The sequence below is a fragment of the Rickettsiales endosymbiont of Peranema trichophorum genome, assembly GCF_004210275.1.
Lineage (GTDB): Bacteria > Pseudomonadota > Alphaproteobacteria > Rickettsiales > Midichloriaceae > RICK02.
In genome coordinates this window covers 18,973-31,882 of sequence record NZ_SCFA01000016.1, presented here as the reverse complement: position 1 = coordinate 31,882, position 12,910 = coordinate 18,973, and the positions used below count along the sequence as shown (strand labels likewise).

The following is a 12,910-nucleotide window of genomic DNA, read 5'->3' as shown; positions in this document are numbered from 1 at the left end:
CATAAAACGCAATATGTTAACCTAAGATCAAGTCGACTTTAATTACAATTAATACTCTCTATTGCTTACAAAATGAGCCAATTCTCTTAGAAGGGAAGCGTCGTCATTAAAAATTTCAACACATTTCACTCCTTCTGTAATCATTTGCTGCCCATATTGTATCAATCTTTCTTGTTCAAGACTTGACGTCTCGTTTTCAGCGACATTCTTTTGACCGTCAAGCACATCATCCCTAATTTGAAATGCTATACCAACGTTCACGCCGTATTGTCTTAGAGCCTTTCTGACGATCATGTCAGCTTGACTGATTATAGCACCAGCTTCACATGATATTCCAAATAACTGTGCAGTTTTCATGTTTTGAAGCCTTATTTTGCTGTTAAAGTCTAAATTTATACTTTGTGCACTTAGGTCAATTGCTTGTCCGCCTATCATTCCTTTACAACCTATTGCTTGCGCAACTAATTGAACTAGTTCTGCTCTGACTTGCCCGTCATGATGAGTAGCTTGATCCGCAAGCACCTCAAAAGCGTATGTCAGCAAACCATCTCCTGCAAGTATAGCTGTTGCTTCGCCAAACTTGTTGTGACAACTTGGTATGCCACGTCTATAATCATCATTGTCAAGAGCAGGTAGATCGTCGTGTATCAATGAGTATGTATGAATCAACTCGATGGCAGATGCAACACGCAACGCATAGGGCATGTGACCGTTGCAAATGGTGGCGCTTGTTAGCGTCAAGAACGGGCGTATTCTTTTGCCAGGAGAAAGAGCTGAATACCTCATGGCTTCAAGTAGAGAGTCCTCTTCTAACCCTTGAGGTACAGGCAGTATCTCACTTAAGCATTCTTGCAACAGTGCGGCAGTTTCCAACATTTTTTGTTTGAGAAGAGAATGTGACATAGTGCTTTAAAATATTGGTACAATTGGTAATGTATAACAGCTATTTAAAGCGCTGAAAATGTTTTTATTAACTAATCAAAGATACTTCAAACAAAATATGGTATAGTGTTTGAGGTAGAACTATATGAACGCTGTAAAAATGTCCGATATCGTAGATAAAATAAAGGATGCGCTTCATCTATCCGGATACGTTTCAAGGAAAGTACGCTTATCCAAAAAAAAAAACGGAGCTTTCCTCGGGCTATGCCCGTTCCATGGAGAGAAAACACCATCGTTTCACGTGAATGATGAAAAGGGTGTGTACTATTGCTTTGGGTGCCAAGCACACGGCGATATATTTGAATACGTGATGCGCTCGGAAAATGTCTCGTTTAAGGATGCACTGGAGTTACTTGCTGATGCGGCTGGAATTAAAATACCAAAAAATGGAGATGATAAAGCTCAAGAGGTATACAAGCAGTTTACTTCAATTTACGAAATAGTCGCCAACTACTATCGTAGAAAGCTGACAAGCGTGGAAGGCAAAAATGCATTAAAATACCTCAAAGGAAGAAACTTGAGTCCTGCAACAATTGAAGAATATGGTCTTGGGTATGCACCTAATAGTGCTAATGAGCTTCTAAGCATTTTGCGGGAGCAATTTAGCGAAGAGGATATCATGTCTTCAAAGATACTGATCGAGGGCACGTATGGCATCTATAATCAGTTTAGAAACAGAGTGATCTTTCCGATATTTAGCAGGCAAGGTGCGGTCATTGCATTTGGGGGCCGATCTTTGGATGATACAATGCCCAAATATCTGAACTCACCAGAGACGCCAATTTTTGCAAAGAGTCAGGTTCTATATGGCTTAAATTTCGCAAAACAACATATCACAAAAGAAAGAAAGGTACTGATAGTTGAAGGGTATATGGATGTTCTGGCATTAGCGAATGTTGGTATACTAAACGCTGTAGCTCCATTGGGCACCGCATTGGGTGCTGCACACATCAATATGCTCTGGAGGATAGTTGATTGCCCCACCATTTGTTTAGACAATGACGAAGCTGGTCAAAGGGCAATGGTTAGAATCGCTGAAGAGATACTGCCTCACTTAAGAGAAAACAAAACATTGGAGTTTGTGTTACTGAGTGGCGGCAAAGATCCTGATGAGATAGTAACAAAGCGTGGGCAGGGATATTTTCAATCCATCTGTGCTACAGCCGTACCACTCTCCCAACTAATATTTGATCACGAAGTGAGGACGTCATCATTCACCACACCAGAAGGATATGCTAGCCTTAAAAAAAGATTGAACAAATACTCCGATAGCATAGTCGATAGGGACATCAAGAATGCTTACAGGCGTTTCTTTAGCAATAAACACTACGAATTATCACTGTTCAAAAAAAACATTAAATACGATCTAAAAGAGAGGAGGGGAGTAGGGATCATCAACCTTACCAAACTCTCTTTTGCAGAGCAAGTCAGTGTGATGAGAGTGTTAGAAGAATTGAAAAACGCTCCGGAGCTGTTATATGATGACGCGATATACAATTTACTCTATACTGTGTCTATAGAATCTGATTGCCTTGACAGTCTTAGGGGGCTAATATTAGACTTAAAAGTGGCGGGAAATAATAACCAAGAAGTTGCTCAGATTACTATTTCAAAGATGCTTCAAAAATATTATGAAGAAAACAGTGAAGTGGTGTTGTACAGAAATAGTCATTGTGCTGAATATGTGGAGCCCAACATGGAGAGCGCCGATAGGATCAAGAGGGAAATAAAAGTATTGCTCTTGCACCTTTTGCGTCCAGAAATAAACAGAATATCTGAATTATTAATTGCAAAGTGCGACAACGAAACATATAAATATTTAAATAAGCTAAAATGCTATGAAATGGAATTGCAAAAAGAGCTAGGCATACACACAATACACGAACTCATAACAGTATAGAAAGATGTCAAATATTAAAAAGAAGTCAAAGGAACCTCAGCCATCTGTACCTCAGAACGTTGAGGCGCTTTTAAAGAAAGGACAGGCCACAGGGTCGATTACCTATGAACAGCTTAACAGGGTAATAGGAGCAGATGCAGATCTTGAGAAAATTGAGGATGCCTTGTCATGTTTTGATGAAGCCGGTGTTGTCTTGACAGAGGCTACAGAAGAGCTAGAAGACCCGTTCTTTGGTCAATCTACATACGAGGATGTTGAAGAAGAGGAAGAAGAAGTACTGAAAAGCGACGATCCAGTTCGAATGTATTTAAAAGAGATGGGCAATGTTCAGCTTCTTTCTCGTGAAAAGGAAGTAGAGATAGCTAAAAAGATAGAGACCGGCAGAAACAAGATGATGACGTACTTATGTCAGACGTCACATGCTCTCAAAACGTTTGCTTCTTGGTATGACAACTTAAGCAATGAAACTATGCTTTTAAGGGATGTCATAGATCTTGATGCTACGTATGCCAAGGAATTTGGGCAGGATGTATTTACGGAGGAGAAGATTAGAAACGCGGCTTTCACTAATCTGGTAGACAAGGAGTCGGTAGTTGAAGGTCATGAAGACGAAGAAAAAGCGCCAGGTGATCCAGGGGATGAAAGGGCAGAGTCCGATGAGAGCCTATCGATACTGGGTATGGAAATGGCCTTAAGGCCTAAGATGATGGATCTCTTAGGTAGAATTGCACAGCTTGCTGGTCATATTATCAATATTCAGCAGGATAAGCTTATAGGAGCCTTAGAAGATCAGAGGGTAAGTGCAGAGATTGAAAAAAGATACAACAAGCTGAACAGTGACTTGTCAAAGCTTATTCAGGAGATCCTGTTTAATGAGACACAGATCGATAACATATTGCAGGGGCTTTATTCTACTAATAAAAGGCTGATCGCTATTGAATCTGAGCTACTTTCAGTAGTGGATAGACGTAAAGTAAATCGTGCTCTTTTTTTGGGTAAGTATCAAAATAATGAGCTAAGCTTAAGATTCCTTGAAAACATGAAAAATGCCAAGGAAAAGGTCTTAAGAGATTTCTACGCAAATGAAAAAGACAGGCTAACTGAACTGCAACAAGAACTTATAGGACTTGCAAAGGAAATCGGCTTAGACATCGCAACATTTAAGTACTTGATTGCAGAAGTACAGCGTGGTGAAAGGCTTGCTACTAAGGCTAAAAAAGAGATGATAGAAGCAAATTTGAGGCTTGTTATCTCAATTGCAAAGAAATACGCCAACAGAGGTTTACAGTTTCTTGATTTAATTCAGGAGGGTAACATCGGATTAATGAAAGCTGTAGATAAGTTTGAATACAGGCGTGGATACAAATTTTCTACTTATGCAACATGGTGGGTAAGGCAGGCGATCACTCGTTCCATAGCTGATCAAGCTAGAACCATCCGTATACCTGTCCACATGATTGAAACGATTAATAAGATATTAAGGACTTCGCGTCAGATCATGCACGACATAGGTAGAGAGCCAATTCCTGAGGAGATCGCAAATAAGCTTAACATGCCGGTTGATAAAGTAAGGAAAATTTTAAAGATTGCAAAGGAGCCTATGAGCCTTGAAAACAAGGTGGGGGACGACGAAGGCAGTATACTAGGCGACTTTATTGAGGATAAAAACGCTATACAGCCTTTGGATGCGGCGATATTAAATAACTTACGTGAAGTGACCACACGAGTTCTTTCAACGTTGACAGCAAGAGAAGAAAGGGTCTTAAGAATGCGGTTTGGTATCGGTATGAACACGGACCATACTCTTGAGGAAGTGGGACAACAGTTTAAAGTAACACGAGAACGTATTAGACAAATTGAGGCAAAGGCGATTAGAAAGCTCCGTCATCCAAGCAGAGCAAAAAAATTAAAGGGCTTTTCATCTGTGATGTAGTGTTAGGTGGTCCAAATCCCTCCTGTCGTCATTTAGGTCCATCTGCAACACACTCTTTACATCATTTCTGACGCCGCCTTGTGTCAAATCGTGGTAACTATTAATTTATAGGCTTGAATATAAATATGGTTGGAGAGATAGAGGACGTTAATTTAGAAAGCTTAAAGAAGGCACATATGACTTTAAAGAGGTTCATAGGAAGTGCCAGCACAGAAATAGAAAAAGCAGGGGTTGTGCAAGCATTTGAGTTTTGTTATGAGTTGGCGTGGAAGACCATAAAGAGATTTCTTTTCAATGAAGGTATAATGGTCAGTTCTCCTAGAGAAAGTTTCAGAGAAGCTGGTCGGAATGGACTGATAGAAAATGTAAGGATATGGCTTGATTTTATCATCATAAGAAACAAAACTGTTCACACTTATAATGAGGTTGTTTTAAAGGAGATAGTAGATATTGCGCCAATTTTTGAACAAGAATTAAATAAATTAATAGAAAAGTTGGAAAATAAGATTCGTAATGAACAATAAGATTGTTATAGACGAAAACGATAGGAAGGTATTGTTAGACATCTTTTCAAAATATCCTTATCGATTTTATGTATACGGCTCTCGTGTTAAAGGATGCTCTAGGAGATACTCCGATATTGATATTTGTTACTTTGACGATATTCCTTCTATAGAGTTATTTGAAATAAAAGAGGCGCTAGAAGAATCTAATCTTACAATTAAAGTGGACCTACTACCGGTATCTGAGTTAAGTAGCAAATTTTTTAAAGCAATAGAAAAAGATTTGATAGAGATGAAGCTATAGTCCCTATAAATACGCTATAGGACTTTCTAGCAGTGTTAGGGTAGGTCTGTATGATTCTTTTTATTCCTTAAGTTTACCATAACTCTTTATAAATTGAGCTTTATATAGCGTCAAAGCTTTGTTGGCTCTATTTGTAGAAGCGTTATTCCTTTTTTATTATCAGATTTACAGGCTGTGAAAATAGAAATAAAAATAAGAATCAAGATAAAGATAAAAACAAATAGAGATCAAAATATAAAGATAAGGACACAAATGGTAACCACAAAAGCAACGAAATGAAGGTGACGGTCTTGTGTGTCCCTTGTTGTGTGGCTAAACAGTGAAAATGTCTGAAGACTTAAAGATGATTAGCAGATCTTCAGCAGATCGTGAATGTGTATGATGCCAATTGGCTTGTGTTCCCCATTGACTATGAACAGGTTGGTGATACAGCGCTTGTTCATTATAGCTAACGCTTCAAATGCCAGCATATCCTTTGTCACGACGACCGGTTTTGTTGTCATTACAGACGTAACGCTTGTATTACTAATGTCAACACTTACCACATGCCTTCTTAAGTCACCATCTGTAATGATCCCAATCAGTACAGATCTTGAATCTATAACACCAACGCACCCAAACCGCTTGCTTGTAATCATTAAGATTGCATCTAGCACAGTGCTGGAATCAGAAATGATCGGAATTTCATTTTCCGTATGCATAACATCCTCCAATTTCAGCAGTTTCAATGCCAAACTTCCAACCGGGTGTAATATCTGATAATCCGAGATCGTAAATTGTCTCTTTTTATGTAAAGCAACCGCTATAGCATCTCCATAAACCATCATCATGGTAGTAGAGGTAGTAGGCGCAGAGATATCAGAAGCTTCTGGTATGTCTGGCAGTACTACCTTGAAGGTGCTAGCCTCTATGAGAGCAGATTTTTCTTTTCTGGAGATTCCTATAATCTCTATCATCTGCCTCTTACAGTAATTGACGATCACTGATAATTCAGACGTTTCACCAGAGTTTGACAGCAATAGGACTATATCCTGCTTTGTGATCATTCCAAGATCGCCGTGACCAGCCTCAGCCGGATGTATATAGATAGATGGAGTGCCTGTTGAGGATAATGTGGATGATATCTTTCTGGCGATATGCCCACTCTTCCCCATGCCGCTCACTATTACTCTGCCACGAATTTTCAAGATTGCGTTGACTATTTCAGCAAAGGTATCATCCAGACAAGACGTTAGAGACTGCAACCCCTTGATCTCAGTCTCTATAACAAAGCGCCCAATATCTCTCAAATCTTTTATTTCTTGAGCTTTGTTGCCGGTATGATCTTGCATAAATATGTGTTGGTTCTCGTAGCGTTGGAATTTGTACCGAACTAAGTAGTAGTTAGTTCATGATCGACAAGATGCTCTATACCACACTGTTGAAAGATATCCAACTTTTAATCTGATTTAAAAGCACTTTTGAGCGCTTTTGCAACCTCATCAGATACAAAATGTGATAAATCTTGTCCGTGGAACCTCGCAATCTCCTTAACCCAGCTAGATGAAATGAAATGGCAATTCGCTGTTGCTGGTAACAAGATGGTCTCAAGGTCCGCACAAAGCTTCCGATTGATGTAAGAAAGTTGAAATTCGTACTCAAAATCCGAAAAAGCTCTCAGCCCCCTTATAATCGTGTGCGCATTCTCACTACGAGCAAAATCAACCAATAAGCCTTCAAATGGCTTTACAATCACATTGGGAAGTTGCAATCTTTCAATCTCGTTGGCTATAAAATTGACCCTTTCTGTGACGGAGAAAAGTACATTTTTTTTACCACCTTCAGATGCAACACCAACGATAATTGTATGAAAAATTTTTGCAGAACGGACGATAATATCAGTATGACCACAAGTAATGGGATCAAAAGTACCAGGATATATCGCTATCGTTTGATTTGAATTTTTCACAAAAGCTATAACTTTTTAAGCGCGTTTATGATCAGAGTATACAGTAAGAATGTACCGATTAGAAGCACATATTTATCGCTTGCAAATAGTGCTACCGAGGTCAAGTGTAGCGTCATTAGTGTCCTGTGGAACCTCCTTCTCAAAAGAACAATAATAGTTTCCATCCTCGTCATACACTTTTGCATCTATGTTGGTGATATTTTGAACGTCAGACACGTATACTTTGCCATCAAATCCTGTGTAATTATCATCGCTCAGTCCTTTGATCTTGAGCACATAATTGACAGGAACTGGCTCTTGGTGTTCATTAGATAATGTTAGCATTACGCTTTTAGATCGCTGTATATCAAACTTTGCTACTATTCCAGACTTCCATTTAGGTTTTAGTAAAAGCTTGACGTCTGTAAAATTCGCGTCTAAAGGCAGCTCCGACTGCTCCAATTTGACCTCAGAGTCTGTATATGGTGTGACATTCGGTACAAGTACTAGCCCTTTTGAGTTTGTCTTTCCAATAATGTTGTTGTTATAGTACACCGAGACATTGGGTATGTTACCAACCTTCACTAGCGCTATGCTGTTTGTTATTTGCGGTGTCATAAAGAAGGATCGACCTATTCCAACGATTCCCCCTGATACACCTATCTCCTGAGCTTCCCTTCTTCCGGAGCTATGTGATTTTATGTAACCGTTCCCGACTCTAGTAGTTTTCGCGATTTCAATGTGATGAGACCTAGTTTGATGACCTCTGGAGACATCAAGCCTATATGAAGTACCAAACACGGCATTTGGACTGTATGATATGCTGAGGTCCCTAGTCTTTGACTTACCTGTGCGTGATTGACTCAATGAAATGCTGTAATGATCTAGCAACGCTGACATGCTCAGAAGATAATAGCTGCCGCTACGACCCTTATGGGGATAGTTTCTGCCAACATTCAAGCGTAGAGATAAATTAGAGGTTATAGAACGCTCGTATGCTCCGGTAAGCATTCTAGTTACTGTTTTATCGCTTCCAATAGAGGAGGAAAAGCCCACGAAAAACTGTCCTAACTTAGAATTAGAGTAGTTAATGCCGGTTTGTGATGTAAATCTATTGCCAGCTTTTGTGTTTTTCGGATCATAGCTATAAATGTCTGTAAATTTCTTACCTCGCATGTTGATTGTTGTGTTGAGACCAACATTTTTATCACCATAGCTATATCCAAGTGAAAATAAATAAGCCTGTGATGGGTTGCGTAGATTTGCCGCAATAGAATTCGAAACTATGCCTATATTGCCTAGCTTGATGTAGTTCGTCATACCTAAAGATGCTCTGTTCTGTATGGACTCCCAGTGTACTCTTGTAGTGAGATAGTCTGTGATACCACGTCCATAATCCAAGTTAGTAATAAGATTGCGATAACCGTCGTTGCTTAAAGTAAAATGTTGCCTCTGCATTCCTGTTTCAAAGGAATATTCAGATAATCCAGGTCTTAGCAACATGGGAGAGTTGTAGTATGGCACCACTATTGTTTCTGTTCTTCCAGATATGTCCTTTGTTTTGATGATAAGCTCACCTTTACCAGTGGTTATAGGTAGATTATCCACAAAGAAATCCCCAGTTTTCACAGAGGTTTGGTACACCTGAAAAGCATCATTGTACACATCAAGTGTAGTGGGTAGGGAGGCGCTTCCTCTAAAGTTTAGCAATGGGTATTTTATGAAACCAGGCTTGATTTCAAAATTGGTTGCGTATTGTATACCAGCAAAACGTGAGCTACCAGACCAATCAGCTGGTTTTGTAACGCTGTCACCTATTCTTAGTCTGCCCATATTGACTTCGTTATCAAAAGTCCAATTTGTTTCAAGCCTTGCAATGTCCTTATTGGTGTATCGATCCTGTGTGCCCCCTGATTTTGGATTATCTATTCTTTTCTTGTATAGGAAGTTTGTTGTAAATGTACCCGTAGGTGTGAAATAGTTAAACTCAGGTATACCACTGATGTATGACATCTCTTTGCTTCTAGAGAGTGTAGCATCATAGTTTAAAAAGAAACCGCGCGCATTATATGTTGCTTGAGCTGGCCTCTTTTCCTTGTCCTCTTCATCACCTGTAGTGTCTTCGTTCACAGCTGCGTCCATACGTTGTGATTGCATTGCAGACGCTGGAAAGTCAATTGACAACAACAGGTTATCTCTGTCTAGTTTACTTTTGACCTGACCTAATGTGTGAATGTTTAAATATTCTTCGTCACCTATTGTTTTTACCCTACCGCTTTGTAAAAATTCGGGCCTTACATCGCACTGAGATAAGACAGTTTTAGGGACGTAGATGTTCTGATCAGCACCGTCTGTAAAAATGTGGACGATCTCTTCTAAAGGATCTTCATGATTGACTTGTAGGGAGACTAGAAACTCTACAAGCTCTTCCTCTGCTGCGAAGCAACGAGTTGAGCCGCAAATGAGTAAAATGAGCAGTAAAAAGACAGAAGATAAGCATGACAACCCCTCGCGTATATTGTACACACTTATCTCCCCCAAGCAAGTGTTGAATTTTTACTGACTTTGTGGTGTGATTACTTTGCCTGTCTTTCTTTAGGTGTTTCTCCTACTGCTGTATTGGTACTTTTATGTATTATGTTTACAGTACCTGAAACAGGGTTGGTGTTATTTGCTGGTTTTTCTACAGAGTGCTCTATAGTTTCACCAGGAAATACGTACTTCCCTATAGGATGCTCAGTTTTTTGATCTTGTTCATCAGCTAGATGTACCGATGAAATAACAGCGTGTTGGTTGTGTGAGTTTTCACACTTGATATTTACGTGCTGATCACCGTGATCAAGATCGCAATCCACCTTTCCATCTGAATGTACATTAGGTTCAATAAAGATAGGTACGTTAAATGTCGTGCCCATTTGTACTGCACTACCTTTTATATTTTTCTTGGCAGGCAACTCTTTAATGAAAAGTCTATATGCTTTTTCTGTTGCTCCACGGACGTTGTTTTTTAGTCCGACTCGAACCATTTGAGACTTACCAGGTTTGATATTAAACATCAGTGGCGTGATGATCAGATCGCTTGTGTTTTCCATCTTGTCTTTGCCTTTTTCTTTGTTCCAACTGTAAAGTTTAAGCTGAAAATTTGTGTCTGTATCGCCACTATTTGTGATAGTTATTGCTCCTACCTTTTCGTCGGGTTTGACGTATAGCTTGACAGGAGATATTGAGAAGTTTGCAAGGGCCACGGATGGTACAATCGCTGCCATCAACAGCACATTTGAGTATAAGAAATTCTTTGTCATCATTTTTTCCTTTAAAATAAATTAGTTAAAAGCTGAGAGTAACTGTGATTGTATCAGCATATGAACCTACAGGGGGTTTCTGACCTGCTGCAATTACACCGTATACAGGAATGGATGTCTCTCCACCCAAACTGGCGTCCTTAGTCTTTACATACCCGTCAGCGTCTGATCCAAATCGACTTTGCTTAGAGGCATCACTGTACAATTCATAAAGAATATAACCCTTAGGATTGGCCCCTTCCTTTACCATTCTACGCTGCGTGCCGTCACTGTTTTGACCATTGTCTAGATCGATCGTATACTCCGTTCCAGCATTGCAAGTGGCGGTGATCGTCCCCTCAGTCTGAACCTCCTGCCCAGTATACGAAGCAAAAGATAGCGTGCCATTTGTAGCCAATGTGCATGCTGCTTCGACGTTTGTAGTTACTACTAACTTTTGTGTCAGTGTTTTATTGCCAGCATAAGCGACATTATATGTCATCAACACTGCTGCGCTCCCAAGCGATAAAATCCTGCAAAGTTGCGATAATTTACTAATAGATCCTGTAAATATCATATTTTCCTCCCTATTAATTATTTAGTTGGTTATTTAACCCACTAATATCATGCTACTTAATGGCCCTTGATTTTGCAAGGAATTGTTTGGTGGTTTTGAATGTTGTGAATCCAATACATACCAAAAATACAAAGGAATTTGAAATTTTTCAGCTTGACTGATTTACACCAAAAGGTATCATGGGCCTACAGTCAAAAAACTTATAAAACAAAATGTTCCGTCGAACACTCGTGCAATCGCTACTGTTACTGGTTCTAGTATCTGGCTGCACTAACACGAATTATAAGTCCGCATCTCAGAAAAATACTTGTATACCTATACAAGACTTAGCTTCTATTCCACAAGATCCTGCTTATGTGGCAGAGTTTGCACCATCTGCGCCCGAACTTATAAAAGGTGGAGATGTGCGTTCGTATAACTCATTCATATTATCCCCTTGGGAGAAAAGCGCATCTACTGTCACTCCAGATACTCAAAGAGCTTTTGAATATCCTCTGAGCGATTGTTACAGAGAAAATTTGTGCAAATATACCAACCCTGACTTTGCTGAATCGCTTAAGTTAAATGCAAATTTCGGTGCCATTAATACTGCAAAAGCGAGAGGTATCGTTGTATCTCATGCAAATCTAAGGAAGATGCCAACAGACTTTCCTTGCTTCTACGACAGTCAGAGCGGAGGGCAGGGCTATCCATTTGATAATCTTCAAAATAGCTTGATATATGCTGGCACTCCAGTGTTCATAAGCCACTTTTCAAAAGACAAGGCTTGGGCTTTGGTTGAGTCTCCTTACAGTGAGGCTGGGTTTGTCAAGGTATCTGAAATCGCAATCGTTGATCAACAAGCATTTGATAGAGTCAGTAACCTAGACATCGCAGTGATTTCCTCAGACCAGGTTCCTCTGTATAGTGGCACAAGGCAATTTTGGAGTTATTCAAGAGTTGGAATGGTGCTGTTTGTAGAAAAGGACATGAACACTTACTACAAGGCTCTGTTGCCTGTAAGGGCTGAAAACGGTTTTGTGAGCTGGCATAGCATTAATTTGTCCAAACAAATTTCCTCAACAGATGCGATGGGATTCACTTCAGAAAATCTGAAAAAACTGATAAACGTGCTCCTATCACAGCACTATGGTTGGGGCGGTTACATGGTAAATAGGGACTGTTCTTCACTAGTGAGAGACTACTTCAGTGTTTTCAGAATTCCGTTGCCTAGAAACTCTTTTGGACAAAGCAAAGAGGGGAAGGTCGTCGATCTTGCCAACATGAGTCTAAAAGCAAAACGACAAGCGATAATAAAGCATGGCGTACCTTTTAGAACGATATTGTATCGCCCTGGTCACATTGGAATATACCTAGGCTACAAGGACGGCAAGATATTGATGTTACAGAGCGTGTGGGGTAACCACATAAGAAGGGCACATGGAAGAAACATCATTGGTCGCACAGTGATTTCAAGTGTGGAATATGGACAAGAGCTTAAAGAGGTTGACAAGGAATCGTTGTTTTTGAACCTTGTCTCATCAATGAGTGTACTATAGTATCA

At 39.7% G+C, this 12,910-nt stretch carries 11 protein-coding genes; 5 read left to right on the top strand and 6 right to left on the bottom strand.

Features of this window, described 5'->3' with window-relative positions; genetic code table 11:
* Positions 1-48: 48 nt before the first annotated feature.
* Positions 49-903, bottom strand: coding sequence for a polyprenyl synthetase family protein (locus EDM53_RS00725; protein WP_130121451.1), 855 nt, complete (start codon positions 901-903; stop codon positions 49-51).
* Between the two features lie 124 nt (positions 904-1,027).
* Here EDM53_RS00725 and dnaG point away from each other — a divergent pair, with 124 nt between their 5' ends.
* From dnaG to EDM53_RS00705, 4 genes are all read left to right on the top strand, one after another.
* A complete protein-coding gene (dnaG, locus tag EDM53_RS00720; protein ID WP_130121449.1) occupies positions 1,028-2,842 on the top strand; it encodes a DNA primase in 1,815 nt (604 codons plus the stop codon).
* A 4-nt stretch (positions 2,843-2,846) separates the two neighbouring features.
* On the top strand, positions 2,847-4,775 hold the full coding sequence (gene rpoD, locus EDM53_RS00715; protein WP_130121447.1) for an RNA polymerase sigma factor RpoD: 1,929 nt from the start codon (positions 2,847-2,849) through the stop codon (positions 4,773-4,775).
* Positions 4,776-4,900: 125 nt separating this feature from the next.
* Entirely contained in the window at positions 4,901-5,299 is a 399-nt protein-coding gene (locus tag EDM53_RS00710; protein ID WP_130121445.1) for an HI0074 family nucleotidyltransferase substrate-binding subunit, read from the top strand.
* Positions 5,289-5,582 carry a nucleotidyltransferase family protein gene (locus EDM53_RS00705; protein ID WP_130121443.1) on the top strand — a complete coding sequence of 98 codons (294 nt, stop codon included), beginning with the start codon at positions 5,289-5,291 and terminating at the stop codon, positions 5,580-5,582. Before EDM53_RS00710 ends, EDM53_RS00705 begins: the two co-directional genes overlap by 11 nt.
* Positions 5,583-5,929: 347 nt before the next feature.
* Here the strand turns inward: EDM53_RS00705 and EDM53_RS00700 are convergent, their stop codons facing one another.
* The 5 genes from EDM53_RS00700 to EDM53_RS00680 form a co-directional block, all read right to left on the bottom strand.
* Entirely contained in the window at positions 5,930-6,913 is a 984-nt protein-coding gene (locus EDM53_RS00700) for a KpsF/GutQ family sugar-phosphate isomerase (protein WP_242507805.1), read from the bottom strand.
* Positions 6,914-7,020: 107 nt separating this feature from the next.
* Positions 7,021-7,530, bottom strand: coding sequence for a pantetheine-phosphate adenylyltransferase (coaD, locus tag EDM53_RS00695; protein WP_130121441.1), 510 nt, complete (start codon positions 7,528-7,530; stop codon positions 7,021-7,023).
* Positions 7,531-7,602: 72 nt separating this feature from the next.
* A complete protein-coding gene (locus tag EDM53_RS00690; RefSeq protein WP_130121439.1) occupies positions 7,603-10,035 on the bottom strand; it encodes a fimbria/pilus outer membrane usher protein in 2,433 nt (810 codons plus the stop codon).
* Positions 10,036-10,085: 50 nt separating this feature from the next.
* Positions 10,086-10,814 (bottom strand): fimbrial biogenesis chaperone, encoded by a 729-nt coding sequence (locus EDM53_RS00685; protein WP_130121437.1) that lies wholly within the window; start codon positions 10,812-10,814, stop codon positions 10,086-10,088.
* A gap of 22 nt (positions 10,815-10,836) precedes the next feature.
* Complete coding sequence (locus EDM53_RS00680; protein WP_130121435.1) at positions 10,837-11,367, bottom strand: Csu type fimbrial protein; 531 nt, start codon at positions 11,365-11,367, stop codon at positions 10,837-10,839.
* Positions 11,368-11,579: 212 nt separating this feature from the next.
* Between EDM53_RS00680 and EDM53_RS00675 the strand changes: the two genes are divergently transcribed.
* On the top strand, positions 11,580-12,905 hold the full coding sequence (locus EDM53_RS00675; protein WP_130121433.1) for a C40 family peptidase: 1,326 nt from the start codon (positions 11,580-11,582) through the stop codon (positions 12,903-12,905).
* Positions 12,906-12,910: the final 5 nt, after the last annotated feature.

What these genes read in the sequence shown, in the direction of transcription:
- EDM53_RS00725 (WP_130121451.1), bottom strand. Translation starts at nt 903, where the DNA reads ATGTCACATTCTCTTCTCAAACAAAAAATGTTGGAAACTGCCGCACTG.
- dnaG (WP_130121449.1), top strand. Translation starts at nt 1,028, where the DNA reads ATGAACGCTGTAAAAATGTCCGATATCGTAGATAAAATAAAGGATGCG.
- rpoD (WP_130121447.1), top strand. Translation starts at nt 2,847, where the DNA reads ATGTCAAATATTAAAAAGAAGTCAAAGGAACCTCAGCCATCTGTACCT.
- EDM53_RS00710 (WP_130121445.1), top strand. Translation starts at nt 4,901, where the DNA reads ATGGTTGGAGAGATAGAGGACGTTAATTTAGAAAGCTTAAAGAAGGCA.
- EDM53_RS00705 (WP_130121443.1), top strand. Translation starts at nt 5,289, where the DNA reads ATGAACAATAAGATTGTTATAGACGAAAACGATAGGAAGGTATTGTTA.
- EDM53_RS00700 (WP_242507805.1), bottom strand. Translation starts at nt 6,913, where the DNA reads ATGCAAGATCATACCGGCAACAAAGCTCAAGAAATAAAAGATTTGAGA.
- EDM53_RS00685 (WP_130121437.1), bottom strand. Translation starts at nt 10,814, where the DNA reads ATGATGACAAAGAATTTCTTATACTCAAATGTGCTGTTGATGGCAGCG.
- EDM53_RS00680 (WP_130121435.1), bottom strand. Translation starts at nt 11,367, where the DNA reads ATGATATTTACAGGATCTATTAGTAAATTATCGCAACTTTGCAGGATT.
- EDM53_RS00675 (WP_130121433.1), top strand. Translation starts at nt 11,580, where the DNA reads ATGTTCCGTCGAACACTCGTGCAATCGCTACTGTTACTGGTTCTAGTA.